General features: G+C 71.5%; 25 protein-coding genes. 12 read left to right on the forward strand and 13 right to left on the reverse strand.

Annotated features, from left to right (window positions below):
- Window positions 1-111: 111 nt before the first annotated feature.
- A complete protein-coding gene (locus tag OG975_RS05630; protein ID WP_406327869.1) occupies window positions 112-627 on the forward strand; it encodes an ATP-binding protein in 516 nt (171 codons plus the stop codon).
- Between the two features lie 53 nt (window positions 628-680).
- Here OG975_RS05630 and OG975_RS05635 read toward each other — a convergent pair whose 3' ends face one another.
- The 3 genes from OG975_RS05635 to OG975_RS05645 are packed head-to-tail and all read right to left on the reverse strand — an operon-like array spanning window position 681 to window position 4,302.
- Window positions 681-3,242, reverse strand: a complete 2,562-nt coding sequence (locus tag OG975_RS05635) for an ABC transporter permease (RefSeq protein ID WP_406327870.1) — start codon at window positions 3,240-3,242, stop codon at window positions 681-683.
- Entirely contained in the window at window positions 3,239-3,997 is a 759-nt protein-coding gene (locus OG975_RS05640) for an ABC transporter ATP-binding protein (protein WP_406327871.1), read from the reverse strand. The genes OG975_RS05635 and OG975_RS05640 overlap by 4 nt, the downstream gene beginning before the upstream one ends.
- The gene (locus OG975_RS05645) at window positions 3,994-4,302 is read right to left on the reverse strand and encodes an SHOCT domain-containing protein (protein WP_406327872.1); all 309 of its coding nucleotides are present in this window, start codon (window positions 4,300-4,302) and stop codon (window positions 3,994-3,996) included. The genes OG975_RS05640 and OG975_RS05645 overlap by 4 nt, the downstream gene beginning before the upstream one ends.
- Window positions 4,303-4,464: 162 nt before the next feature.
- Between OG975_RS05645 and OG975_RS05650 the strand changes: the two genes are divergently transcribed.
- Genes OG975_RS05650 through OG975_RS05665 form a run of 4 tightly spaced genes read left to right on the forward strand, consistent with a single transcriptional unit; the run spans window position 4,465 to window position 6,975 of the window.
- Window positions 4,465-5,040, forward strand: a complete 576-nt coding sequence (locus OG975_RS05650) for a TetR/AcrR family transcriptional regulator (RefSeq protein ID WP_406327874.1) — start codon at window positions 4,465-4,467, stop codon at window positions 5,038-5,040.
- A gap of 14 nt (window positions 5,041-5,054) precedes the next feature.
- Window positions 5,055-5,450 carry a cupin domain-containing protein gene (locus tag OG975_RS05655; RefSeq protein ID WP_369255819.1) on the forward strand — a complete coding sequence of 132 codons (396 nt, stop codon included), beginning with the start codon at window positions 5,055-5,057 and terminating at the stop codon, window positions 5,448-5,450.
- Window positions 5,451-5,461: 11 nt separating this feature from the next.
- A complete protein-coding gene (locus tag OG975_RS05660) occupies window positions 5,462-6,046 on the forward strand; it encodes a DUF4865 family protein (RefSeq protein WP_406327875.1) in 585 nt (194 codons plus the stop codon).
- Window positions 6,043-6,975: a phosphotriesterase gene (locus OG975_RS05665; RefSeq protein WP_406327877.1), complete on the forward strand. Its 933-nt coding sequence runs from the start codon at window positions 6,043-6,045 to the stop codon at window positions 6,973-6,975. Before OG975_RS05660 ends, OG975_RS05665 begins: the two co-directional genes overlap by 4 nt.
- A gap of 20 nt (window positions 6,976-6,995) precedes the next feature.
- On the opposite strand, the gene OG975_RS05670 is transcribed toward OG975_RS05665, so the two are convergent.
- Both OG975_RS05670 and OG975_RS05675 read right to left on the reverse strand, forming a co-directional pair.
- Window positions 6,996-8,237 (reverse strand): ROK family protein, encoded by a 1,242-nt coding sequence (locus OG975_RS05670; protein WP_406327878.1) that lies wholly within the window; start codon window positions 8,235-8,237, stop codon window positions 6,996-6,998.
- A 72-nt stretch (window positions 8,238-8,309) separates the two neighbouring features.
- A complete protein-coding gene (locus OG975_RS05675; protein WP_406336162.1) occupies window positions 8,310-8,963 on the reverse strand; it encodes an alpha-ketoglutarate-dependent dioxygenase AlkB family protein in 654 nt (217 codons plus the stop codon).
- A gap of 77 nt (window positions 8,964-9,040) precedes the next feature.
- Between OG975_RS05675 and OG975_RS05680 the strand changes: the two genes are divergently transcribed.
- Window positions 9,041-10,183 (forward strand): methyltransferase, encoded by a 1,143-nt coding sequence (locus tag OG975_RS05680; RefSeq protein WP_406327880.1) that lies wholly within the window; start codon window positions 9,041-9,043, stop codon window positions 10,181-10,183.
- On the opposite strand, the gene OG975_RS05685 is transcribed toward OG975_RS05680, so the two are convergent.
- Complete coding sequence (locus OG975_RS05685; protein WP_406327881.1) at window positions 10,173-10,946, reverse strand: helix-turn-helix domain-containing protein; 774 nt, start codon at window positions 10,944-10,946, stop codon at window positions 10,173-10,175. The two genes, OG975_RS05680 and OG975_RS05685, sit on opposite strands and share 11 nt — an antisense overlap.
- A 71-nt stretch (window positions 10,947-11,017) precedes the next feature.
- Here OG975_RS05685 and OG975_RS05690 point away from each other — a divergent pair, with 71 nt between their 5' ends.
- Entirely contained in the window at window positions 11,018-11,851 is an 834-nt protein-coding gene (locus OG975_RS05690; RefSeq protein WP_406327883.1) for a phytanoyl-CoA dioxygenase family protein, read from the forward strand.
- A 2-nt stretch (window positions 11,852-11,853) separates the two neighbouring features.
- Window positions 11,854-12,129, forward strand: coding sequence for a hypothetical protein (locus tag OG975_RS05695; protein ID WP_406336163.1), 276 nt, complete (start codon window positions 11,854-11,856; stop codon window positions 12,127-12,129).
- Window positions 12,130-12,134: 5 nt separating this feature from the next.
- On the opposite strand, the gene OG975_RS05700 is transcribed toward OG975_RS05695, so the two are convergent.
- Window positions 12,135-12,992: a ketose-bisphosphate aldolase gene (locus tag OG975_RS05700; RefSeq protein WP_406327884.1), complete on the reverse strand. Its 858-nt coding sequence runs from the start codon at window positions 12,990-12,992 to the stop codon at window positions 12,135-12,137.
- Window positions 12,993-13,026: 34 nt separating this feature from the next.
- On the reverse strand, window positions 13,027-13,917 hold the full coding sequence (locus tag OG975_RS05705) for an SIS domain-containing protein (protein WP_406327885.1): 891 nt from the start codon (window positions 13,915-13,917) through the stop codon (window positions 13,027-13,029).
- A 122-nt stretch (window positions 13,918-14,039) separates the two neighbouring features.
- Between OG975_RS05705 and OG975_RS05710 the strand changes: the two genes are divergently transcribed.
- From OG975_RS05710 to OG975_RS05725, 4 genes are all read left to right on the forward strand, one after another.
- Window positions 14,040-14,819 carry a DeoR/GlpR family DNA-binding transcription regulator gene (locus OG975_RS05710; RefSeq protein ID WP_406327886.1) on the forward strand — a complete coding sequence of 260 codons (780 nt, stop codon included), beginning with the start codon at window positions 14,040-14,042 and terminating at the stop codon, window positions 14,817-14,819.
- Window positions 14,820-14,971: 152 nt separating this feature from the next.
- A complete protein-coding gene (locus OG975_RS05715; RefSeq protein ID WP_406327887.1) occupies window positions 14,972-16,201 on the forward strand; it encodes a PP2C family protein-serine/threonine phosphatase in 1,230 nt (409 codons plus the stop codon).
- 135 nt (window positions 16,202-16,336) lie between these two features.
- A complete protein-coding gene (locus OG975_RS05720; RefSeq protein WP_406327888.1) occupies window positions 16,337-17,218 on the forward strand; it encodes a hypothetical protein in 882 nt (293 codons plus the stop codon).
- Window positions 17,219-17,268: 50 nt separating this feature from the next.
- Window positions 17,269-17,532 carry a hypothetical protein gene (locus OG975_RS05725; RefSeq protein WP_406327889.1) on the forward strand — a complete coding sequence of 88 codons (264 nt, stop codon included), beginning with the start codon at window positions 17,269-17,271 and terminating at the stop codon, window positions 17,530-17,532.
- Between the two features lie 131 nt (window positions 17,533-17,663).
- On the opposite strand, the gene OG975_RS05730 is transcribed toward OG975_RS05725, so the two are convergent.
- The 5 genes from OG975_RS05730 to OG975_RS05750 all read right to left on the reverse strand — a co-directional run bounded on the left by OG975_RS05730 (window position 17,664) and on the right by OG975_RS05750 (window position 24,082).
- Window positions 17,664-18,482, reverse strand: a complete 819-nt coding sequence (locus OG975_RS05730) for an alpha/beta fold hydrolase (RefSeq protein WP_406327890.1) — start codon at window positions 18,480-18,482, stop codon at window positions 17,664-17,666.
- Between the two features lie 182 nt (window positions 18,483-18,664).
- A complete protein-coding gene (locus OG975_RS05735) occupies window positions 18,665-19,480 on the reverse strand; it encodes an alpha/beta fold hydrolase (protein ID WP_406327892.1) in 816 nt (271 codons plus the stop codon).
- 152 nt (window positions 19,481-19,632) lie between these two features.
- Window positions 19,633-20,412, reverse strand: coding sequence for an alpha/beta fold hydrolase (locus OG975_RS05740; protein ID WP_330302723.1), 780 nt, complete (start codon window positions 20,410-20,412; stop codon window positions 19,633-19,635).
- 62 nt (window positions 20,413-20,474) lie between these two features.
- Window positions 20,475-21,611, reverse strand: coding sequence for an alpha/beta hydrolase (locus tag OG975_RS05745; RefSeq protein ID WP_406327893.1), 1,137 nt, complete (start codon window positions 21,609-21,611; stop codon window positions 20,475-20,477).
- Window positions 21,608-24,082, reverse strand: a complete 2,475-nt coding sequence (locus OG975_RS05750) for a thioester reductase domain-containing protein (protein ID WP_406327895.1) — start codon at window positions 24,080-24,082, stop codon at window positions 21,608-21,610. Before OG975_RS05750 ends, OG975_RS05745 begins: the two co-directional genes overlap by 4 nt.
- Window positions 24,083-24,124 lie beyond the last annotated feature (42 nt).

Here is a 24,124-nt window from a genome sequence, read left to right on the forward strand (position 1 = left end):
AACGCTGCGAACCAGCCCGCCGGCCACCACAGCAGGCGGCCGTTCCACTCAGCCACTCTGCTGGATCCGATCTCCGTCTTCTTCCGGACCTCAATTCGGGGAGTCGCAGCCGTGATCAGCCAGCCAAGCAGACATTGCACGGTGGAGCTCCAAGCCCTGCCGTCGCGGATCGGCCAGGTCCGCAGAATCGTCTCTGCGCAGTTGCGCTACTGGCATCTGGACCCCTTGATAGACCGGGCCGCGCTCGGCGTGACCGAGCTGCTGAGCAACGTCCACCGGCACGCCCAGCCCGACAAGCTGTGCACCGTGGAGATCGAGCTGCTGCTCGACCGGCTCACGGTCTCGGTGCACGACCACGACCCCCGCCTTCCCGAGGTGCGGGACGCGGACCCGGGCGCCACCTGCGGACGCGGCCTCGCCATGGTCGCCGCGGTGAGCGAGAGCTGGGGTGTGCGTCCCGACGGTGAGTCGGGCAAGGTCGTGTGGTTCACGCTTCCGGCGCCGACGCCCGTAGTGACGGTGCCCCTCCTTCCGCCGCACGACACGGCCCGCGAGACCACGCGCAGGCACGCCGTCGACGGGCGCAGGCCGGAACACGCTCCCGCCCGGTCCGCCGTTGCCGGCTGACCGGGCGGTGACCCCCACCTGGCACATCGCAGGGTCGTACGTTCCTCGGTGGCTCACTCGGTGGCGATGGCGCGCAGCACGTCCAGGCGTGCCGCCCGCCGCGCCGGGCGCAGGCCCGCGAGGGCTCCGGCCGCGAGGCCCACCAGCGCCACCACGGCGAGCCGCGCCGGCGGCAGCGCGAAGGCGAAGGCGCTGTCCGAGGCGCCGTCGGAGGCCTTGACCAGCACCCAGCCGAGGAAGGCACCGAGGGCGAGCCCGCCCGCCGTTCCGAACGCGGCCACCAGGACCGACTCCCAGCGGACCATGGCGCGCAGCTGCGCCCGGGTCTGTCCGACGGCGCGCAGCAGTCCGAGTTCACGGGTGCGCTCGTGGATCGCGAGGGTCAGCGTGTTGGCGATGCCGAGCAGTGCGATGAGCACCGCGAGGGCGAGCAGCGCGTAGACCAGGGTGAGCATCATGTCGATGCCACCGGCCGAGGACTGCGCGTACTCGTCGCGGGTCTGCACCTCGGGGTTGCCGTACTGTTCCGCGACCTTCCGCACCGCCGCCTTGCCGTCGGCCGTGCTCACGCCGTTCCTGAAGGAGACGGCGACGAGCGTGTCGGAGTCCTGGGTGCGGTGCGGTGCCCAGGCGGCGCGGGTGATGACGTAGTCGCCCGCGAGTTCCGACCGGCCATAGACCGCACGGACGGTGAAGTTCACCTTCTTGCCGTCAGTGAAGGCGAGCTGGGCCGTGTCACCGGTCGTGAGGTGCTGCTTGTCGGCCTCCTTCCTGGTGAGGGCGAGGCCGTCGGCGCCCAGGTCGTTCAGCGATCCCCGTACGTCGCCCAGGTCGAAGACCTTGCCGAGCGTGACCGGGTCGGTGACCGTCAACGCGCGCCCCTTGCCATTGACTTCGGCGACACCGCGGCCGAGGCCGACGGCGTTCTCGACGGCAGGCTGCCGCGCGATCGCGGGCGCCAGCTTCGGGCTCAGTCCGCTGCCGCCGGCGCCGAACGAGGGGGTGCTGACGGCGACATCGCCGGCGAAGGATCGGGCGACCGTCTGGTCCATGGTGGCCTTGAGCGACGCGCCGAAGACCGTGAACAGCGAGACGACGGCCACGCCGATCATCAGGGCACTCGCGGTGGCGGCGGTCCGCTTCGGGCTGCGCAGCGCGTTGCGCCGGGCGAGTCCGCCGGTGACGCCGCGCAGCTTGTCCAGGGGGCTGCCGAGAACCCGTACGGCTGTCGAGGACGCGACGGGGCCGAGGACGACGAAGGCGGCGAGCGCCAGGACGGCGCCGAGGCCGGCGAGCCACAACGACGTATTGGCCAGTACGCCGGCGAGGGTGAGGGCGATCGCCAGGGCCGCCAGACCACCGCCGGCGATCGCCCGCCCGCGCGAGGCCCCGGACTGGTCGACGGCCGTCTCGCGCAGTGCGGCCAGCGGAGCGGTGCGTCCGGCGCGTGCGGCGGGCAGCAGCGCGGAGCCGAGGCAGACCACGATGCCGACCGCCAACGGGAGCAGCATGGACAGGCCGCTGATCACCAAGTTGCCTTCGGGGAAGGGGAATCCGATGGCCGGGAACAGTGCCTGCAGCCCGGCCGCGACACCGATGCCGCCCGCGAGGCCCACGGCCGACGCGGTCACGGCGACCACGCTCGCCTCGACAAGGGTCGAGACGGTGATCTGGCGGCGGGAGGCGCCGAGGGCGCGCAACAGGGCGTTCTCGCGGGTGCGTTGGGCGACGACGATCGCGAAGGTGTTGTGAATGGAGAAGGTCGCGACCAGCAGCGCGATGCCGGAGAAGACGAGCAGAAAGGTCGTGAAGACGGTCAGGAACTGGCTGGAGATCATGTCGGTGTTCTCCTGCGCCGACTCCTGGCCCGTGATGGCCTCAACTCCCTTGGGCAGTACGGGAGTCAGGTCGGACACGAGCTTCAGCTGACTGACGCCGGGGCCGGCCCGCACACGGATGCTCGCGGCCTCGCCGGGCTTCGCGGTGAGGTACTTCTCCGCGTCGGCCTGCGTCATTCCGGTGAACGTCACCTGCGCCATGCCGTCCTCGCCGCCGAAGGTGGCGAGGCCCACGATCGTCACCTTGACGGGGTCGGGCGTGCGCAGGGTCGTCGTGTTGCCGATCTTCAGGTGGCCCTTCTTGGCGGCGCCCCGGTTGACGACGACCTCGCCGGACTTCGACGGGGCGCGGCCCTCGGCGAGTCGGTACGCGTTGAGCTTGGGGTCCTCGATCCAGTTGCCCGCGAGAGTGGGCGGGCCCTGGCCGCCGATGGGCTTGCCGTCGGAGCCGACGAGCTGGCCCGCGCCCTGGATGTCGGGCACGGCGGCCGCGACACCCGGAGTCTTCTCGATCGTCTTCACGAGGCCGGTGTCGACGGGCCGGCGTACGCCCTGACTCTCGCCGGGCGTGGTGATGGTGTCGGCACCGCGGACGACGGCGTCCGTGCCCTTCGTCGCGTTGCCGAACATCGTGTCGAAGCCGGCTCGAAGTGTGTCGCCCATGACGAGTGTTCCGGCCAGGAAGGCGACACCGAGGAGCACCGCCAGGAACGTACCGGCGAAGCGTCGTTTGTGGGCGCGCAGGGACGCGACGCTGATGCGCAGCGAGGCGTTCATGACCGGGCCCCTGTGCTGTCGAAGGCCTTCATCCGGTCGAGGACCTTCTCGGCTGTCGGGGACTCCATCCGGTCGACGAGGCGTCCGTCGGCGAGGAAGACGACTTCGTCGGCGTGCGCGGCGGCGACCGGGTCGTGGGTGACCATGACGACCGTACGGCCCATCTGGCGCACCGCACGGCCGAGGAGGTTCAGGACCTCCTCGCCGGAGCGGGAGTCGAGGTTGCCGGTGGGTTCGTCGGCGAAGACGACGTCGGGCTGTCCGGCGAACGCCCTTGCCACGGCGACGCGTTGCTGCTGTCCGCCGGAGAGTTCACTGGGGCGGTGGTGGAGCCGGTCGCGCAGGCCGACGACGTCGATGAGCGCGTCGGTCCACTCACGGGAGCCCTTGGATCCGGCGAGGTCCATCGGCAGCGTGATGTTCTCCGCGACGGTCAGCGTCGGGACCAGGTTGAACGCCTGGAAGACGAAGCCGATGCGGTCGCGGCGCAGGAGTGTCAGGCGCCGGTCGTCGAGCGTGCCCAGTTCGGTGCCGCCGATGAACGCGGCTCCGGAGGTGAGCGTGTCCAGGCCCGCCGCGCAGTGCATCAGGGTGGACTTGCCGGAGCCCGAGGGCCCCATGATCGCGGTGAAGCGCCCGGCCGGAAAGCCGACGCTCACCCCGTCCAGGGCCCTCACGGCGGTGTCTCCGCCGCCGTACACCTTGACGGCGTCGGTGACAGCCGCAGCATGACGCGTCGTGGTCGCGCTGGTCACGCCGCTCCCCCCTTGCCCGTACGCCCGAACTGCTCGTCCAGGACGGAGAGCCGGCGCCAGTACTCGTCCTCGTCGATCTCGCCGGAGGCGAAGCGGCGGCCGAGCACGGCGATCGGCGCGTCACCCGTCGGGCGGGAGCCGCCGTCAGGGCCGAAGCCGCCCATCGCGCGCCACGGGCCGCGGCGACCGCGCCCGACGGTGCGGCGCAGGACGGTCACGACGCCGATCACGGCGGTTGCCCAGATCAGCGGGAAGAAGAGGATCCACGGGCCGGGTCCGCCGTCCCAGTTCGCCAGGGTCTGCATCTGAGGTCATCTCCTCGGTGGGATCTGTTGCGATGCCTCGAGACTCGCTCCGGGAGGGGGTCCGCGTCGTCGTACGGCCAGCGGCCGTGCGTGTACCTCCCCGGGAGTACGCGGGGAGTCGCCGACTGCTTCCTTCAATCCTCGACGTCTGTACCTACTAGTATGTACAGTGACTTCATGAGCACTCCGGAGCGACTGATCGAGTCAACGCGCGAACTCCTGTGGGAGCGCGGCTACGTGGGTACGAGCCCCAAGGCCATCCAGGAGCACGCGGGCGCGGGGCAGGGCAGCATGTACCACCACTTCAAGGGCAAGCCCGATCTCGCCCTGGCCGCGATCCGCCGCACCGCCGAGGAGATGCGGGCCACCGCCGAGGGCGTACTGAGCTCGCCCGGGTCGCCGTACGAGCGCATCGAGGCGTATCTGCGCCGTGAGCGCGACGTCCTGCGCGGCTGCCCGGTCGGGCGGTTGACGATGGACCCGGACGTGATCGCGAACGACGAGTTGCGCGCCCCGGTCGACGAAACGATCGACTGGCTGCGCGAGCGACTGGCCGGAATCGTCGAAGAGGGCAAGGAGCAGGGCCAGTTCGCGCCCACGCTCGACGCGGAGGAGATCGCCGCGACGATCCTCGCGACCGTCCAGGGCGGCTATGTACTGGCCCGCGCGTCCGGCTCCCCCGCCGCCTTCGACACGGGAGTCCGGGGACTGCTCGCCCTGCTCTCGCCTCTCCGATAAGGAAGTTCACTTACGTGCACATCACCAGGAAGCGCCCCGACACCCGGCAGGGACCGGCCGACAACTTCACGGGGACGGTGTGGCTCGACGAGGTCGCCGTACCCGAATCCCCCTCCCGGCTGCGGATGTTCAACGTCCACTTCGCGCCCGGCGCGCACACCGCCTGGCACCGCCACCCGCACGGTCAGGTCCTGCACGTCCTGGAGGGCGAGGGCCTGGTGCGGCGCAAGGGGGGTGACGTCGAGGCGATCCGCGCCGGCGACACCGTGTGGATCGAGCCCGGCGAGTGGCACTGGCACGGAGCCGCGCCCCGGACCTTCATGACACATCTCGCGGTCGTCGAGGCCTCCGAGGACGGCACGACCACGGAGTGGGACACGCACGTCGGATCGGATGAGTACCCCGCCTGAGGAGGCACCCGATGCACGCCATGCAGTACGAACTCACCTTCCCCGCCGACTACGACATGGACATCATCCGCGGGCGTGTCTCCCGGATCGGGCACCTGCTCGACGACTGGGACGGGCTCGGATTCAAGACGTATCTGATGCGTGAGCGCGGGGTGGACGGTTCGCCGGTCAACCAGTACGCACCGTTCTACCTGTGGAACACCACCGAGGGCATGAACTCCTTCCTCTGGGGCGGCGCGTTCCAGGGGCTCGTCAACGATTTCGGGCGGCCGGTGGTGCAGCACTGGACGGGTCTCGCGTACGAGGAGGGCGGCGCCGCCGGGTCGCCCGCCAAGGTCGCGGTGCGACGGCGCCGGCCCGTGCCCGAGGGAGTGGACCTGTCCGAGGTGACGGAGGAGGCCGTGCGCGAGGCGGGGCGACTGGCCGCGCTGGACGGCGCGGTCTGCGTGGCGGCGGCCGTCGATCCGCACCACTGGGAGCTGGTGCACTTCTCGCTGTGGGACCACGACTCCCCCAAGGCGTCGGGGGAGATCTTCCAGGTGCTGCACCTGTCGGCACCGGAACGCGACCGGCTGCCGCGGGGTCGGCAGTGGTGAGCACTGCCCCTCACGCCCTCACGGAGACAGTCCGTACGGTCCTCGGGGACGTGCGCCCCGAGGATCTGGGCGTGTGCGACGCGCACGACCACCTCTTCTTCGGCAGCCCCCAACTCCCCGGCCAGGAACTGCGCGACGCGTCCGCCGCGCGGGCCGAGCTGGCCGCGTTCCGCGCGCAGGGCGGCACAAGCGTGGTGCAGTGGACGCCGTACGGCCTGGGGCGGCGCGCCGCGGACCTGCCGTTGCTGGCCCGCGACACCGGTGTTCAGGTGGTCGCCGCGACCGGGCTTCACCAGGCGGCGCACTACACGCCCGAGTCGCTCTCGGCGTTGCGCAACAAGCTGCCGGCTCTCTTCGTCTCCGAACTCACGACAGGCATCGGCACCTCCGGGGTCCGGGCCGGACTCATCAAGGTCGCGGGCGGCTTCCACGCCCTCGACGCTCACGCCCGCTGGACGATGACCGCCGCGGCCGAGGCCCACCACGCCACGGGAGCGCCGATCGCCGTCCACCTGGAGCTGGGCACGGGCGCCCTCGACGTACTCGACCTGCTGTGCGGCGAGTTGGGCGTGCCCCCGCACCGGGTGATCCTGGGCCACCTCAACCGCTCGCCGGACTTCGTGGTGCAGCGCGAGGCCGCCGAGGCGGGCGCGTACCTCGCCTTCGACGGTCCTTCACGCGCCCACCACGCCACCGACTGGCGTATGCCGAACGCCGTACGCGCCCTCGCCGACGCCGGTTTCGGCCACCGCCTACTCCTGGGCGGCGACACGACGACCGCCGCCGCCCGATCGGTCAACGGCGGCCCCGGGATGCCGTATCTGCTGCGACGGGTGCGCCCAAGGCTCGAACTCGCCCTGGGCAAGGACCTGGTGGACCGCATGCTCACCGAGAATCCCGGGCGCGCCTTCGCGGTCGCGTGGCCCTGAGCCGACCGCTTCCTGACGTCTCAGACCCCGGCCAGCGCCGCCGGCGGATCGTCGAGCACCGGCTGCCACGCCAACTCGGCAGCCCCCACAAGGCTGTTGTGGTCCAGCGTGCACGCGAGGATGGGTACGCCGCCGCTCTGCCCCCACAGGCTGCGGTCGGCGACGACGGCGCGCAGCCGGTCCGGGTCGGCGTCGAGCAGGGTGCGGTGCAGTCCGCCGAGGATGATGCGGTCCGGGTTGAGGATGTTGACCAGGCCCGCGAGGCCGAGGCCGAGGCGGTCGATCAGTGCTTCGACGGCCGTGCGGACGCCCGGGTCGTCGTACTGCCCGCGGATCAGGTCGTTGGCCTGCTGGAGCAGCGACACCTCGGGGCCGGGGTCGCGGCCCGCCGCGGTGAGGAAGGCCAGCGGGTCCGCCTCGACGTCGAGACAGCCACGGCTGCCGCAGTAGCAGGGGCGGCCCTCGGGGTTGACGGTGAGGTGACCGACTTCGAGGGCGAGCCCCGAACTGCCCGTGTGCAGCCGCCCGTCGAGCACGAGCGCGCCGCCTACGCCCCGGTGGCCGGTGGCCACGCACAGCAGGTCGCGGGCGCCGCGGCCCGCACCGTGGCGATGCTCGGCGAGGGCGGCGAGGTTGACGTCATTGGCGGCGAACGCGGGTCCCTGGATGCCGGCCGCACGCACCCGCTCGGCGAAGATCTGGCGCACCGGAGAGCCCGCGGGCCAGGCCAGGTGCAGCGGGTTGAGGGCGAGTCCCTCGGGTTCGGCGACGGCGGACGGCACGGCGAGTCCGGCGCCCACACAGCGTCGCCCGGTGTCGCGCAGCAGTTCGGCGCCGGCCTCGACGACGGAGCCGAGCACCTTCGCCGGATCGGCGTCGACGGTCTCGCAGCCGGGCGCGGTGGCGACGATCCGGCCGCCGAGCCCGACCAGCGCGGCGCGGAAGCCGTCGGCGTGCACCTGCGCGGCCAGCACCACGGGCCCGTCCTCGGCGACCTCCAGCCGGTGCGAGGGCCTCCCCTGCGAACCGGCGGCCGCCCCGGGCCGCGCGTCGACCCGGATCAGCCCGAGCGCCTCCAGCTCCGCGGCCACCGCGCCCGCGGTCGCCCGGGTGACGCCCAGTTCGGCGGTGAGCACAGCGCGCGTCGGCGCACGCCCGGTGTGCACGAGCTCCAGCGCCGGCCCGAGCGCCCCGCGCCCCCGGTCCAGCCGCGTCCGCGTGTTCCCTTCCCCCGCCGTCCGGGGGCCCGCCTTGCCGTTCATGAGGGCGAGTCTCCCATGATCCGCTGATGACGGGGCCCGTCCGGTCGCCGAGCGGCCTCGGAGACGTACGGCCTACAAGCCGCTGACCCGGAGCGTGACGTTCAGCCGGCCGGTCAGCCCCAACTCGGGCGGCGCCGTGCCCGCGTACACCCGCGGCACCCCGTGATACGCGAGCCGCGACGCCCCGCCGAACACGAAGAGATCGCCGCTGCGCAGCTCGACATCCGTGTACGGCCGCGCGCGGGACTCCGTGTTCCCGAACCGGAAAACGCAGGTGTTGCCGAGGCTCAGCGACACCACCGGCGCTTCCGACTGCTCGTCGCTGTCGCGGTGCATGCCCATGCGGGCGTCGGTGTCGTAGAAGTTGATCAGTGCGATGTCGTACGGGGCTGTCGCGGCGACGGCCTCCGGGCCGAGGGCGTCGCGCGCCGCGTCGCGGGCGAGGTCGGCCAGCCAGGCAGGGAAGGGCTTGACCAGGGAGCCGTCGCCGTCGACCACGGTGCGCGCGTACCCGTACGGATACCAGTGCCAGCCGAGGCAGACCTGCCGGGAGGTCATCGTCCCGCCACCGGGCGTGCGGACCGTGCGCAGGCCGGCCGGCGGGAGGGCCCATGCGCGGCAGGCCTCCAGGAGCTGCCGCTGGTGGTCGGCGTCCAGCCAGTCCGGGAGGTGTACCGCGTCGGGCGCGATCTCCGTCCGGCTCCGGGGGAACAGTTCGGCGTCCATGGACATGACCCCATCCTCGCGCACCGGGCCGGACCGGGGCTGAGCTGCGGCCCGACACCGCTTAGCCTTGACCCACGATGAACGACCGGATGAGCACACCCTGGGGCGAGTACGAGCTGGCCCGTTTTCCCGAGGACCCCCGCGAGCAGCTGCGGGCCTGGGACGCCGCCGACACCTATCTGCTGCGGCACCTCGCGGAGAGCGGGACCCCGCTGACCGGATCGGTCGTGGTGGTCGGCGACCGGTGGGGTGCGCTCGCCACGGCGCTGTCGGCGCACCGGCCGACGCAGATCACCGACTCGTTCCTCGCGCAGGAGGCGACGCGGGCGAATCTGGCGCGGGCCGGTGCCGAGGAGGACGCGGTACGGCTCCTCACCACGCAGGACGCCCCGCCCGGGCGCATCGACGTGCTGCTCGTCCGGGTGCCGAAGAGCCTGGCTCTCCTGGAGGACCAGCTCCACCGGCTGGCGCCCGGTGTGCACGAGGGGACGGTCGTCGTCGGCACCGGGATGGTCAAGGAGATCCACACCTCGACGCTGCACCTCTTCGAGCGGATCCTGGGCCCGACCCGCACCTCGCTGGCCGAGAAGAAGGCCCGGCTCATCTTCTGCACCCCGCTTGCGGGGATCGCGCGGGACGCCAACCCGTGGCCGTACAGCTACGAGCTTCCCGACGGCATCGGTCAGGTCTCCGGCCGCACCGTCGTCAACCACGCGGGCGTCTTCTGCGCCGACCGCCTCGACATCGGCACCCGGTTCTTCCTCCAGCATCTGCCGCGCAGCCGCGGTGCCGAGCGTGTCGTGGACCTGGGCTGCGGAAACGGGGTCCTGGGGACGGCGGTCGCGCTGGCCAACCCCGACGCCGAGGTGCTGTTCGTCGACGAGTCGTACCAGGCCGTGGCCTCGGCCGAGGCGACCTACCGGGCGAACGCCGAGGGGGACGCGGAGTTCCGTGTCGGTGACGGGCTGACGGACGTTCCCGCCGGAAGCGTCGACCTCGTGCTCAACAATCCGCCGTTCCACTCGCACCAGGCGACGACGGACACCACGGCCTGGCGGATGTTCGCGGAGGCGCGGCGCGCGCTGCGGCCGGGCGGCGAGCTGTGGGTGATCGGCAATCGTCACCTCGGCTACCACCTGAAGCTGCGCCGCCTCTTCGGCAACAGTGAACTCGTCGCCGGCGACGCCAAGTTCGTGATTCTCCGGGCGGTCAAGAAGTAGCTCCGCGCAGCACACGGGGCGAGGCGCCGAGTTCGCGGCGGCACGCCTTGTTGAAGGCCTGGAGGTCGGGGATGCCCACGGAGGCGGCCACGGCCGGGATGGACAGGGTCGAGGCGCGCAGCAGGTGGAGGGCGCGCTCCAGTCTGCGGCGCCGGATGTAGGCCACGACCGTGGTGCCCGTCTCGGTGCGGAAGAGCCGAGTGAGGTGGTTGTGGGAGACCCCGGCGGCGCGGGCGATCTCGGGGATGGCGAGCGGGGTGGCGAGGTGCGCCTCGATGTGCGCGATCGCCGTGCCGACCGCCGGGTGGGGGCCCGGGCTCGTCACGGCGGGCGGCGTCAGATCGGCGATGCGCCACAGCGCGGTCCAGATCTCGGCCCGGGAGCGCTCCGGCGCGCCGGGCGCCGCCGCGATCGCGTGCAGCAACAGGCCGGAGAGCGTGGGGAGTTCGGGCCCGGCGTCCTGCATGACGGGGATGGTGCGCGACGGTCCCGTGGAGGTGATCCGCAGGTGGGCGTAGAGGTGTTCGGAGCGGCCCTGGTAGTGGTAGCGGACGGTGGTGCCGGGCGGGACGAGGCTCACGCGGCCTGGGCGGATGGCGTGCGCCGTGCCGTCGACGGTCAGCTCGGCGTCGTACTGGTAGAGGTGCAGTTGCCACAGTTCCGGCAGCCGGAAGACGTCCGTGGGGCTCGCGACGCCGTGCACGCCGACGCCGATGTTGACGACGGCGGGCGGTTCGCCGAGGTGAAGCTCCGTCTCCCGCATGGTGAAAAACTACCAGCAGTGGTGAGTGGGGCCAACGCGCGGACGAGGGGGCCGGTCCTACGTTGGCCCGCATGACCAACACGTTGGAGCAGACGAACGGCACGCGGCTGCTGAGCTCGGTGCGGATGGCGCGTTTCGTGGCCCACGGCTCACTGCGCCTCGACGCCGTGGTGCCGCCGGAGATGAATGCCGAGGGGATGGAGGTGCTGAGCGAGGGCCTGCCCGGCGTGCCGTACGGCAGCCCGGTGCCGGACGCCTATCCGGAGGGGTCCTTCGTCCGCCGCCTCCTCGAACTCCCCGCCGTGTCCGGTGCGTTGCACAGTCTTGTCGGCCCCCGACCGGCCGTCGACCATCACGCCGTCCACATCCGCGAGCCCCGCGAGGGACAGGCGCAGCCGCTGCACGGGGACGCGATCATCGACGTACGCACCGACGCCTTCGACGTCCAGTTGATGTACTACCCGCAGGACGTCACCCTCGACATGGGCGGCACCCTCAGCGTGCCGGGCAGTCATCTGCGGCGCACGAACGAGTCGGACACCGGGCGCTACCAGAACCTGCGCGGGCAGAGCCGTCTCGTCTGTCCGGCCGGCACCGTGGTGTTTCTGCACCATGGGCTGTGGCACGGCGGGCGGCGCAACGACAGTGACACGGTCCGCTACATGTTCAAGATCCGCTTCAATCCGGCGGTGCGGCAGCGGCGGCTGTGGGACACCTCGGATCTCGGGGACCCGCGCGTCGCCGAGGAACTCGGCACGACGTTCCCGTGGTACGAGCACGCCACCGGCCGTCTTGAGGTCTACAACCGTGTCCTGCTGTGGCGCTCGCTCACCGGGGACGACTCCTTCGACCTGGACCACTGGGTGACCCGGGTTTCCAACCGCCCTCAGGAGGACGCCGTATGAGCATCCGTCAGCAGGTTCTCGTGCTCTATCTGACCACCTCCGCGCTCGACTCGGACGTGGTGGGCTGGTCGATCTACGACGGCACCGGCCGTACGTCTCCCACGACCGGGGACAGTGACGAACCCCCGTACAAGTGCGGTGTGCACGCCCTGGAGGACGGCTGGCGGCTGTTCCAGGCGGCGCAGCTGATTCCTCCGTATCCAGGGCGTGAGTACGACACGTCGTTCCTCAAGCACGAGTTCTTCTTCGAGAAGCTCGTGGAGACCGACGCCGCGTGATTCGCTCAGGGACGCAGTAGGCCGATGAGCCGCGCCACCGTCTGCGCCATCGCCTCCCGTCCCACGCTGAGGTATTTGCGTGAGTCCACCGCTTCGGGGTGGGCGGCGAGGAACTCCCGGATGGCGCCGGTCATCGCGATGTTCAGCGCCGTGCCGACATTGACCTTGGCGATTCCGCCCGCGACGGCCGCCGCCAGCTGGTCGTCCGGCACTCCGGAGGAACCGTGCAGGACGAGTGGCACGTCGAGCGCGGCGGTCAGCCGCTTGAGGAGGTCATGGTCGAGGGTGGCGGTGCGGGTGGTCATCGCGTGCGAGCTGCCGATGGCGACGGCCAGGGCGTCCACGCCGGAGTCGGCCACGAAGGCGCGGGCCTCCGCGGGGTCGGTACGGGCGCCGGGCGCGTGTGCGTCGAGCGGCGGCTCGGCCGACCCCGTCTTGCCGCCGATCTCCCCCAACTCGGCCTCGATCCACAGCCCTTGGGCGTGTGCCCAGTCGGCGGCGGCCCGGGTGGCGGCGAGGTTCTCCTCGTAGGGCAGCCGTGCCGCGTCGTACATCACGGAGCTGAACCCGGCGCCGGGCGCCTGCCGCAGCAGGTCGTCGCTCTGGACGTGGTCGAGGTGCAACGCCACGGGCACCGAGGCGTTTTCGGCCGCCGCGGTCACGGCACGGGCCAGCGGGAGCAGCCGTCCGTAGCGGAACTTCACCGCGTTCTCGCTGACTTGGAGGACGACCGGCGCGGCGACGGACTCGGCGCCCGCGATGACAGCCTCGACGTGTTCCAGGGTGATGATGTTGAAGGCGGCGACGGCGGTCCGTGCCTCGGCGGCCGCGACGACCAGCTCACCGGTTGCTGCGAGGGGCACAAGTCCTCCTTCTGAGTGGGTGGTTGAGCCCGGTTCAGTGGGCCGTCCGGCTGAGGATCACCGAGCGTGTCAGGTGGCGCGGCTGGTCGGGGTTCAGCCCGCGGGCCGCGGCGACGGCGACCGCCAGGCGCTGAGCCCGGACGAGTTCGGCGAGCGGGTCGAGAGCGCCGGCCACCCACAATCCGCCGGTCTCACGCACCTGTTGGGCCAGCCCTTCGGGTGCCTCGCCGAGCATCCAGGTGGCGGTGCCGCGGGTGGTGATGCTGATCGGGCCGTGCCGGTACTCCATCGCCGGGTAGGCCTCGGTCCAGGCGAGCGAGGCCTCACGCATCTTGAGCCCGGCCTCGTTGGCGAGCCCGACGGTCCAGCCGCGGCCGAGGAAGGTGAACTGCGTGCACTCGACGAGCCCTTCGGGCAGGGGCGCCTCCAGTGCGGTGCGGGCGTCGGCGACGACGGCGTCGGAGTGCAGCCCGAGATGGGCCCGGAGCAGTGTGAGCGCGGTGGTCGCGAACCGCGTCTGCACCACGGACCGCTCGTCGGCGTAGTCGAGCACGACGATGTCGTCCGCGGACTCCATCACGGGGGTCTCGGGGTCGGCGGTGAGGGCCGTCGTACGCGTACGTCCCCGAAGGTGCCCAAGAAGTTCCAGCACCTCGGTGGTGGTGCCGGAGCGGGTGAGGGCGACGACACGGTCGTAGGAGCGCCCGTGCGGGAACTCCGACGCGGCGAAGGCGTCCGTCTCGCCCTGCCCGGACTGTTCGCGCAGCGCGGCCACGGCCTGTGCCATGAAGAACGAGGTGCCGCACCCCACGATCGCGACCCGCTCCCCCGCCGCGGGCAGCGCGGCCCCGTGCGCGGCGGCCTGCCCGGCGGCGCGGATCCAGCACTCGGGCTGACTGCTCAGCTCGTTCTCGACATGGGTCATGCCGTACCCCTCCCACAGATGCTTGTTCCTGCAAGATATAGCGAGGTTTCGAGCACAATCAAGCATTCGAGGCCGTGCAGGGTGCGCTAGGGTCGCGGAAGATCGAGGAATAGAGGGTGTGAATGTCGCGCGATGCCCGCTGGAAGGCGCTGCTGGAACTGCTCGTGGAGCGGGGCCGATTGGATGTCGAGGACGCCGCGGCCCAGCTGGAGGTGTCGGCCGCCACGATCCGGCGCGACTTCGACCAGCTCGCCGAGCAGCAGATGCTCGTCCGCACCCGGGGCGGCGCGGTCGTCCACGGCGTCTCGTACGAACTGCCCCTGCGCTACAAGACCGCACGCCACGCCTCGGAGAAGCAGCGCATCGCGAAGGCGGTGGCCGACCTCATCGCCCCCGGCGAGGCGGTGGGCCTGACCGGCGGCACCACGACCACCGAGGTGGCCCGCGCCCTGGCGGTCCGCCCCGATCTCGCCTCCGGCTCCCCCGCGTTGACCGTCGTCACGAACGCGCTGAACATCGCCAACGAGCTCGCCGTCCGCCCCCAGTTCAAGATCGTGGTCACCGGCGGGGTCGCGCGCCCGCAGTCCTACGAGCTCATCGGACCGCTCGCGGACGGCGTGCTCGGCCAGATCACCATCGACGTCGCCGTGCTCGGCGTGGTCGCCTTCGACCCCACACACGGCGCGGCCGCCCACGACGAGGCGGAGGCCGCGATCAACCGCCTGCTGTGCGAGCGCGCCGAGCGCGTCGTCGTCGCCGCCGACTCCAGCAAGCTGGGACAGCGCGCGTTCGCCCGGATCTGCGCGGCCGAGTCGGTGGACACGCTGGTCACGGACGTGGCGGTGGGGGCGGAGACGGTGCGGCGGTTCGAGGAGGCGGGGGTGAGGGTTGTCGCCGTGTGACGGCTGACAACTCGGTTCACAAGCGGGGCCATCGGTCACTCACCGACAAATCACCCTCCATTGCCGATACCCTCCCGGGGTACGGATACCGCCAGGTCCAGCCGATCGAATCGTGCGAAAATGTGCGATATCGGCAGCGAGGTGGCGGCACTATGGCGGATGCGCGGATCGACTACGCGGCGATGTTCCGGGCCCTTCCCGGCATGGTGGCGCTGCTCACGCCCCAGCTCGTGTACGCGGACGCCAACGACGAGTTCCTCCGCGTGACCGGGCGCACCCGGGAGCAGCTGATCGGCCGCTACCTCTTCGATGTCTTCCCGGACAACCCGAACGACTCCACAGCGACGGGCATGCGCAACCTGGAGGCCTCACTGCTCCGGGTACTGAGCACCGGCGAGCGCGACGCCATGGCCCTGCAGCGGTACGACCTCGAATCCCCCGACCAGCCCGGAGAGTGGGAGGAGCGCTACTGGAGCCCGGTCAACGCGCCGGTGCACGGCCCCGACGGGAAGGTGGTGCTACTGGTCCACCGGGTCGAGGAGGTCACCGAACTGATCCGGGCCCGCGGCGGCCCGGGCGGGAACCGGGCCCGGGTGCTCGAAGCCGAGCTGTACACACGCGCCCGCGAGCTGCAGGAAGTCAATGAACGTCTGCGTCAGGCCCACGCCCGCGAGCGGGAGGTGGCGCTGGCCTTGCAGAAATCCATGCTGCCCGCCCCCCAGCAGACGGGACACCGCCGGACCGCCGTGCGCTACCGGCCCGCGGTGGGCGCGCTGAACGTGTGCGGGGACTGGTACGACCTGGTCGAGCTCGTGGGCGGCAACCGCATCGGCGTGGCCGTGGGCGACGTGGTCGGCCATGGTCTGGAGGCCGCCGGCGTGATGGGCCAGCTGCGCAGCGCGCTCACCGCCGCCTCCCGCGTCGCGGAGGGCCCCGCCCAGGCGCTGAACGTCCTGGGACGGTACGCCCATGTGGTCGACGGCGCCGAATCGGCCACCGCGGTCACGACGTTCATCGACTTCGACCACCACACCATCACTTACAGCAGCGCCGGGCACCCCCCGCCCGCGCTGGTGCACGCCGACGGTCGGGTGGAGTTCCTCGACCAGGCCACCGACCCGCCTCTCGACGCCCGGCCCGACCCGGTCCCCAGACCCCAGGCCACCACGACGTTCGCCGACGGCGCCACCGTCGTGCTGTACACCGACGGACTGATCGAACGCCGGGGCGAGGACATCGACACCGGCCTCGACCGCCTCGCCGCCGCCCTGCTCCGCCACCGGGACGCCGACCCGGAGACCCTCGCCGACGCCGTCCTCCTCGAACTGCTCCCGCCGGGGGGCGCCACGGACGACACCGCGCTGATCATCGTCCGGTTGTGACGGCGTAGTCGGCGTCGAATGGATGGATGCCGAGTTCCTACTCCATGCGGGCGATCGGCCGCGACATGCAGTAACCGACTGGTGACGTTACGGCATCCTGCCTGTTGAAAGGTCCCCGTCGAACAGGAGCCCGGCATGCTTGTCACCCACCTTGCCCTGGTGTCCGAGAGCGACCAGATCACCCCGTCCCAGCTCAACCGGGTCGCCGCCGCGCTACAGAAACAGGCCATCCGGGACTTCGACCCGATCTGGAAGATCCCGGCCAGCGTCGACGCCTTCGACAGGCTCGACGACGTTCCGGTCGGCTACTGGCCCATGATCGTCCGTGATGACATTCAGCAGGCCGGAGCGGCCGGTGTCCACCTCGACAACAACGGCCAGCCCTTCTCGCTGATCGAGTACAGCGACAGCTGGTCGATGACCGCCAGCCACGAGATGCTGGAGATGCTCGGCGACCCCGGCGGCAACCGGCTGGTCGCCGGCCAGTCCCCCAAGCCCGGCCAGGGCGTGGTGGAGTTCCTCGTGGAGGTCGCGGATCCGTCGGAGGCGCCGGAGAACGGCTACACCATCAACGGCATGCTGATGTCGGACTTCTTCACCCCGAACTTCTACGACCCGGTCGCCGCCCCCGGGGTGCGCTACAGCTTCACCGGCAAGCTGGACGGCCCGCGCAAGATCCTGCCCGGCGGCTACATCAGCTGGCACGACCCGGTCAGCGACCACTGGTGGCAGCAGATCTGGTTCGACAGCGACCAGCCCCGCTTCCGCGACCTGGGCCGTCTGACCGCCCGCGCCGGCAGCCTGCGCTCGGCCATCGACTCCCGTACGGGGACCATCGCACGCATCGCCGCCAGTGGCCCTCGGTCCGATCGCTTCGCCGCCGCCCGCACCCTGACCGCCGCGGTGAAGGAGTCCACCCAGTCCCGCGCCAACGGGTGGCGCAGCCGCGTCGACGAGCTGCAGGCCGGGCCCGTCGTCGAAGGCACCTGGGAAGAGGGCGATCAGGACAACGGGTAGGACAATGGGGTGGACGACCGCACTCGGACCGCCCGGAACGGAGGTGCGCCGTGGCAGACGAGAACGTGGCAGACGAGAAGAACGACAGCAAACAACGCGCCGACCACCTGCATGAGGTGATCGATCAGCTCGGGTCCGGACCGCCGGAGCTTCCGGCCGGAGCACCCGCGGATCCCCCCGCCACCGCTCCCACGCGACCTGGCGGTGAGAGCCTGCGCGAGGCCATCCATCGCCGTATGCACGAACTCGACACCTCCGAGGACGACCCGACGGGCAAGGAGCAGCCGGCGAAGCCGGACGACGAGACGTCCTGAGCCCTCACACGCCGATGTCGGCGGGGGCCGCGGGTCCAAGGCGCAACACCACAACGGCGCGCAGGTCCGAGGCCTCCGCTGCCGCGTGCTCCAGCAACGCGGTCCTGCCCCTCACTCCGCCTCCGTACGACTCACTCCGCTTCGTACGACCGCTCCGCGGCGAAGGCGGCGATGTCGGCGACTACGCGTTCGGGCTCTTCCCAGTGCACGACATGGCCTACGCCTTCGTACATGAGAAGGCGCGCGCCGTGGATGGCGTCCAGGATGGTCTGCTGGTCGCCGCGCGGCAGGAAGTCGTCCTGGTCGCCCCAGATGACGAGCGTGGGCACCAGGATGCCTGCGAGGGTCGCGGGGAGATCGGCTTCGAGCAGGCCGCTCAGGGTCTCTTTCCAGACGTGGGCGGGGACCTTGAGGCTTTCCTCGATCATGGTCTCCATGAGGCCTCTGGCGACCGGCCTGGCCACCATGCCGGCCAGGAACTCCTCGACGAACTCGCGGGGGACGGGATCGGAGAGGCCCTGCACCGTCTCCCGCATCGCGGTCACCGCGGGCTTGTCCTCGAGTGTGCCGGGGACGCCGATCAGTACCAGTCCCGCGATCCGGTCGGGGTGGCTGCCCGCGACCATGCGGGCGGGCACGCCGCCGCTGGAGGATCCGACGAGGAGGGCGCGGCGGATGTCGACGGCGTCGAGGAAGGCCACGAGATCGGAGGCGAAGTCCTCGGGGGTGTAGCCGTCGGGAGGGCGGTCGGCGTCGCCGTGGCCGCGCTGGGTGGGTGCGTAGCCGTGCAAGGACGCCGGGAGGCGTCTCAGGAGGGGCTCGAAGGACCACCAGGAGTCGGCCAGCCCGTGCACGAAGACGACCGGTGTGCCGCTGGGGTACCCGGCTTCGCCATAGGGGAGGGTGAGCCCTTCCCGTACCTGCGCGGACTTCAGGGAGATCACGGTCACGACGCCCTGCCTCCTTCCGCTCAACCGCCCGGGTCCGGGAACCGGGAGCGGACAGCGAGCGGCGATCACTTCCGACAGTACCGATCGGCGGCAGGGCCCGCGCTGTGGCACGGGAGTGCGCCGACGGCAGCGCTGGTACGGCGTCGTCCCCGCCCGGGGCCCGGGGACCCCCGGGAGGTGTCTCAGGCCGCGCGGATGAAGCGGGTGAGCGCGGCGACGTACTGCTCTGGATGGGTGACGTGGGGAATGTGCCCCGCCCCTTCGAGGGTCTGCCGCTGTGCCCGTGGCAGGGCCGCTGCCAGCCGGTCGAGGATCGTGCTCAGCCACTGCGGACTCTCGCTGCCGCGGCTCAGCAGCACGGGTGCGGTGCAGCGCGCGAGGGCTGCCACGTCCAGCTGGTCCCAGTCCGGGTCGGACTGTTCGTCCAGCCAGGTGGGCGCGTTGTGCACGAATGTCTCGCGCGTCTTGGCGGGCAGCCGGTCCCACATGCCGGGTCCGATGGCGACCTCCTCCACGAACTGCCGTGCGCCCTGCTCGTACTCGCCCTTGCGGAGATGGTCGAGGGCCGCGTCGATCGAGGCTTTCGCCGGTGCCAGTTCCTTCATGGCGTCCGGGTCGTCGGCCACGAGCCCGACGAGCGGGGGCTCGTGGACCGTGATGGTGCGGAACAGCTCGGGGCGGCGGGCGGCCAGGCCGAGCGTGGTCGACGCGCCGAAGGAGTTGCCGGCCACGTGCGCGGGCGCGGGTCCGAGCCGTTCGATCAGGGCCTCGAGGTCGTCCTCGTCCTGTCGGCGGGTGCCCTGGCCCGGCCCCGCCTCGCTCTGCCCGTGGCCACGGCGGTCGTAGCTGATCACCCGGAACGACGAACGGAGATCGGCCTCGATCGCGGGCTGCCACGACGTGTGGTCGTTCCAGGAGCCGTGGACGAAGACGAGCGGGTCGCCCTCCCCGGCGACCTGGTAGTAGAGGTTCAGGTCACCTGTACGAAGAAGCGGCATGCCGTGACTCCTCGGAGCGCGTGGGGTGACAGGGCTCGGGGACGGCCCGCCGGGAGGTTCCCTTCAGTGTCCGGCGCGGTCACGGGCGCCGCAGCCAAAGTGTCGGACAGACGGGCCAACGCCTCGGGGATCGCTCTCGGCGCCCGGGGACCTCACGCCCGGCCGGTCAGGAACCAGTCGAGCGTCGACGTCAGTTCCGCCGGCTTCTCCACCGGCAGTTCGTGGCCGGCGTCCACGATGCGTACCACCGCGTCCGGGTAGGCCTTCGCCATCCGCAGCATCTGCGAGACGGGCAGCTGGATGTCGTGGAAACCGTGCACCAAGAGGGTGGGTGCCGTGATCTCGCCGACGCGGTCCAGGACGTCGAAGTCGCGCATGGCGCCGTAGCAGGTCATCACCACCTCCTTGGGCGTCGCCGCGGAGGCCTTGACGTAGCCGCGGATCTCGTCGCGGGGGTAGCCGGGGGCGAACGCCCGCTGGATGTTGGCGGCGACGAACAGCTTGAACGGCACCAGCGTGGACACCGCCATCAGCAGGCCCCGCCCCCGGCTGTAGGTCATCCGGCTGATCGAGTCCACCAGCACCATGCGCTCGACCCGCTCGGGGTGGGCGAGGGCGAGGGTCTGCGAGATCATCCCGCCCATGGAGTGGCCGACCGGGACGAACCGGTCGACCTCCAGGTGGTCGAGGAGGGCGATGACGTCCCGGGCCAGCTCGTCGACCGCTCGCGCTCCCGACCCGGTGCTCTCGCCGTGCCCGCGCAGGTCGAGCCGTATGACCCGCCGCTTGGACGAGAAGTGCGCCACCTGGTGGTCCCAGCGGTGCCGGTTGGCCGTCCAGCCGTGGATGAACACCAGGGGCACACCGTCACCGTCCCGGGGGCCCTCGTCGTCGTACGTCAGTGCTGCGCCGTCGACTTCGAGCTGCGGCATCGGTGCCTCCTGCGGTGCGGTCGGTTACTGACGCGTACGGTAACCGGCCGCCCGGGCCGCCGTCACCGTTGTTCGCCGAGGAAATCGAGGATGTGCCCAAACACGTCGAGCGCGGCGCCTCGGCCGAGGAACGTGTCGAGGTGGCCGTAGCCGGGGATCTCGGTGTACGTCACGTCCAGCTGGGGCTGCCTGCGGGCGAGTACGTCGTGGCAGAGCTTCTGGGAATCCAGCCACAGGCCGTTCTCGCTGCCCGCGAGCAGCAGGACGGGGGTGTCGATGCGGGCGGCGGCGTCCAGCGCGTTGGGCGGCAGCGCCCGGTAGCGGTGGTCGCCGTCGTGCCAGCGCACCACCGTACGGGCCAGCTCGATGCGGCGCAGATGCGGCAGGATCCACAGCGGCGCGGGTCCGAGCAGCTCGGCGAGCCGGTGGTGGGTCGCCTCGGACAGATGCTCGTGCACGAACAGTGAAGCGCCGGTCCCCCAGGCCGAGTTGTGCAGGATCTGGCAGGTCGGATCCGGGCAGCTCGCCTTCCGGGAGGCCAGTGCGAACAGCGGGGTGTACTTCGACCAGAAGCCCACCGTGCGGAAGTCGACGGGGATGTGATCGATCCGGGACTTCAGCAGCTCCCCGGCCACCGACATCCGCAGCGAGGTGCGGCCCGCCAGCTTCGGTGTCAGGAACACCCCCTGCGACACCACGCCCGCGAGCCCCGGCACCAGCCCCGCCGTCATGCTCAGCGACAGCGTGAGCGAGCCGATGCAGTGGGCGACCACGAACAGCGGCCGGTCGCCGATGCGTTGCCGGATGTGGGAGACGGCCTCGGGGATGTCGTACAGGGCGACATCGTCGTACGTGTACCTCTGGCCGGTCTCGTTGTACGGCAGCCGGCAGCTGCCCCGCCAGTCGAGCAGCCAGGGCTCGTAGCCGTCGTCGAGGAGGACGTCGACCAGGTTGCGGGTCTCGGGCAGCAGGAACATGTCGGCGGAGGCGGTGTGCCCGTGCAGGAGCAGTACGGCGGGCCGGTCCGGCTCGCCGCTGTCGATACGGGTCAGGCCGAGGCGTACGCCGTCGCCCGCCCGGAAGGGGATCTCCTCGACCGTCGCCGGATCGAGGCGGTGGCGAAGGGGGCGCAGCGCCGCGGTGGTCCTGACCTTGCGCATCGCGTGCCTGGTACGGGAGTTGGTCGTCCTGAGGATCATCGGCGGTGCTCCGAGGGGGTCTGGGTGCGGCGCAGGTCGAGGAGGTCGGCCGCGGCCCGGGCGAAGGGGCCGAGCAGGCCGCGGCCCATCTCCAGGCCGAACCAGGCGAGCCAGGTCAGCTTGGCGGCCCGCTTCTCCTGGCTGGTCAGGCGCGGGTCGACCTTGATGCCGTCGACCTGGTCACGTAGGTAGCTGTCGGCGGGCACGACGACCTCGCCGGCCAGCACTGCCGGTTCGCCCTCGCGGCCGATCTCGACCGTCAGCGCTCGGGTCTGCCGCCAGACGTCACGGCGGGCCCGGGCGTACTTGCTGCCCTCCAGCCACCAGCGCCCGCCGTCGGCGTCGAGCAACGACAGCCGGTAGGTGAGGAGTTGGTGGCGCAGACCGTGCTGGTGCGGGATGCCTTCGTCGGGGCGGATCCAGACGTCGCCGCGCTCGACGACCAGGGGTTCGGGATGCACCGCCGGGCAGGTCAGCTCGCCGCTGACGTCCACCCGGCGTTCCTTCACCAACTGGTACATGCTCGCGATGGAGAGGGTGAGCGCCATCGAGCAGGGGGTGTCGGCGGGAGCTCCGACCGGGCCGACACCGCCCTCGGTCGTCTCGGAGAACCACAGGTACGGCTGGTCGTCCTTGTGCGGCAGCCGGGCCAGGCCGTCCTGGGCGAGCCGCTCGAACGTCTTCAGCTGGGCCTGGGCGTCGTAGCGGGCCGCCGGCGGGAGCCCGAGCGCCTCGACGAGCGCGGCGGTACGGTCGTCGGTGGCCGCCGGGCCCTTCAGTGTCGCCTCGCACAGCTTGAGGGCGGTGGGGCTCTGCAACACCCGTGCCAGGAAGCCCAGTTCGGGCACGGGCTCGGCCTCCAGGCGGGCCAGGGCGTCGGTGCGCCACTCGTCCCAGTCCTGTACGCGCACATGCATGCCGCCGAACGCCATGTCCCGTACGACGTCGTCGAGGGTGTTGGGTACTCCGGTGAGGTTGTAGTCGTAGCCCCACGCGTCGGGTTCGCAGATGACACCCACCGCGACCCGGCTCACCCAGTCGACCGGGGCCGCGTTCAGATAGTGGAAGGCGGGCACGGTGCGGAAGCGGCCGAAGGCCGAGATGAGGCCGCTGCTGAGGTCCTGCGGGTTGTAGGCGCCGGTCCTGGTGTGGCCGCCGATGCCGCCGGGGCGCATGGCCGTGACGATCAGACCGTGGTCGCGAGCCCGGCGCAGCGCGACCTCGGCGGCCCACTTCGTCTGGTCGTAGCCCGCGATGAGGCGGTCGACGTGGGCGAACGGGTCGTCCTCGCCCATGGCGTTGATGCCGACCTCGTTGAAGACCGCGATCGAGGAGATGTGGTGCAGCGGCTTGGGCCGGCCGGTCGCCGCCAATTCGGCGAGGGTCAGTGAGCCGATGACATTGCTCTGCCTGAGCGACTGGTAGCCGCGCAGGAAGTCCACGGCCGCCGCCACGCCGACCACGCTGTCCAGCTCATGGGCGAGCGTGTTCCACAGCTCGTCGGACAGGCCCAGGTGCGGGCGCCTGATGTCGCCGGGGAGCACGGTCACCCGGCGGCGGACCTCCGACGACCAGGGCAGCCGGTAGCTCTTGAGCGCGTCGCCGAGCCGGGCGGTAGCCGCCTCCTCGTCGTCGGCGCGGACCAGGCAGTAGACGTGCGCGTCGCTGTGCCGCAGCAGGTCGAGGAGCATATGGCTGCCGAGGAAGCCGGTGGCGCCGGTCAGCAGGATCCGGCGGGGCGGCAACGGCTCGGGGGTGCTGGTCCAGGGCAGACGGTCGGCGAGGGAGAGGTCGGCCAGGATCTGGTCGAGGTCCTCGGGGCGGGCGGTGGAGTAGGGGGCGTCGCCGCTGCCGGGCTGAGTCGGGGTCGCCGACGCGGGCGGGGTGCGGGGGGCCGGGACGGGAAGGGTGCCCGGGGCTGCGGCCGGGCGGGTGCCCGCGGCGGAGAGCGGAAGGGTGCCCGGGGTGGGCGAGGTTCCTGAAGTGACCGGGGCCGCGGTCGCCAGGGTTCCCGCGGGCAGCGCCGGGGCCGAGAGGACCGCCGTGGCTCCCGCGGTCGACAGCCAGCGCTGGGCGAGGCTGCGGGGCCGGGCGTCGGCGAACACGTCGTCCAGGCTGATCTCCAGGCCAAGTTCGCGTTCCAGCTGCGCGACGAGTTCTACGGCGCCGACGGAACTGCCACCGGCGTCGAAGAAGTCGGCGTCGGGCGAGAGGTGCCCCTCGGGCAGATGCGGGCCCGCCGCGGCGGCGATGGCGGCGGCCAGCCCGTCCACGTCCGGGGCCGCGGGAGCCGGGGTGTTACGGGAACCGGGATCCGAACCGGCGTCAGGGCCGGTCGGCGATGGGGCCTCGGCCGTCCTGACCTTGGCCAGCAGGGCGTCCAGGCCGAGCCCGCCGCCGCCCCGCTCGATCGACTCGCCGGTCGCCCGCTGTCCGGCGTACGCCGGCGCGGCCTCGTTCACATCACGCATGAGAGCCCTTCACTCTGTGCACGGTCCACTCGCTCACTGCCA

It is taken from the genome of Streptomyces sp. NBC_00203 (genome assembly GCF_045206325.1).
Lineage (GTDB): Bacteria > Actinomycetota > Actinomycetes > Streptomycetales > Streptomycetaceae > Streptomyces > Streptomyces lutosisoli.

Bases quoted from the DNA above. Each gene is read 5' to 3' on its own strand.
- OG975_RS05685 (WP_406327881.1), bottom strand. From the start codon at position 10,946: ATGCGGGAGACGGAGCTTCACCTCGGCGAACCGCCCGCCGTCGTCAAC.
- OG975_RS05675 (WP_406336162.1), bottom strand. From the start codon at position 8,963: ATGGACGCCGAACTGTTCCCCCGGAGCCGGACGGAGATCGCGCCCGAC.
- OG975_RS05635 (WP_406327870.1), bottom strand. From the start codon at position 3,242: ATGAACGCCTCGCTGCGCATCAGCGTCGCGTCCCTGCGCGCCCACAAA.
- OG975_RS05745 (WP_406327893.1), bottom strand. From the start codon at position 21,611: ATGATCCTCAGGACGACCAACTCCCGTACCAGGCACGCGATGCGCAAG.
- OG975_RS05680 (WP_406327880.1), top strand. From the start codon at position 9,041: ATGAACGACCGGATGAGCACACCCTGGGGCGAGTACGAGCTGGCCCGT.
- OG975_RS05645 (WP_406327872.1), bottom strand. From the start codon at position 4,302: ATGCAGACCCTGGCGAACTGGGACGGCGGACCCGGCCCGTGGATCCTC.
- OG975_RS05705 (WP_406327885.1), bottom strand. From the start codon at position 13,917: ATGACCCATGTCGAGAACGAGCTGAGCAGTCAGCCCGAGTGCTGGATC.
- OG975_RS05660 (WP_406327875.1), top strand. From the start codon at position 5,462: ATGCACGCCATGCAGTACGAACTCACCTTCCCCGCCGACTACGACATG.
- OG975_RS05650 (WP_406327874.1), top strand. From the start codon at position 4,465: ATGTACAGTGACTTCATGAGCACTCCGGAGCGACTGATCGAGTCAACG.
- OG975_RS05740 (WP_330302723.1), bottom strand. From the start codon at position 20,412: ATGCCGCAGCTCGAAGTCGACGGCGCAGCACTGACGTACGACGACGAG.
- OG975_RS05720 (WP_406327888.1), top strand. From the start codon at position 16,337: ATGCTTGTCACCCACCTTGCCCTGGTGTCCGAGAGCGACCAGATCACC.
- OG975_RS05715 (WP_406327887.1), top strand. From the start codon at position 14,972: ATGGCGGATGCGCGGATCGACTACGCGGCGATGTTCCGGGCCCTTCCC.
- OG975_RS05710 (WP_406327886.1), top strand. From the start codon at position 14,040: ATGTCGCGCGATGCCCGCTGGAAGGCGCTGCTGGAACTGCTCGTGGAG.
- OG975_RS05750 (WP_406327895.1), bottom strand. From the start codon at position 24,082: ATGCGTGATGTGAACGAGGCCGCGCCGGCGTACGCCGGACAGCGGGCG.
- OG975_RS05735 (WP_406327892.1), bottom strand. From the start codon at position 19,480: ATGCCGCTTCTTCGTACAGGTGACCTGAACCTCTACTACCAGGTCGCC.
- OG975_RS05690 (WP_406327883.1), top strand. From the start codon at position 11,018: ATGACCAACACGTTGGAGCAGACGAACGGCACGCGGCTGCTGAGCTCG.
- OG975_RS05670 (WP_406327878.1), bottom strand. From the start codon at position 8,237: ATGAACGGCAAGGCGGGCCCCCGGACGGCGGGGGAAGGGAACACGCGG.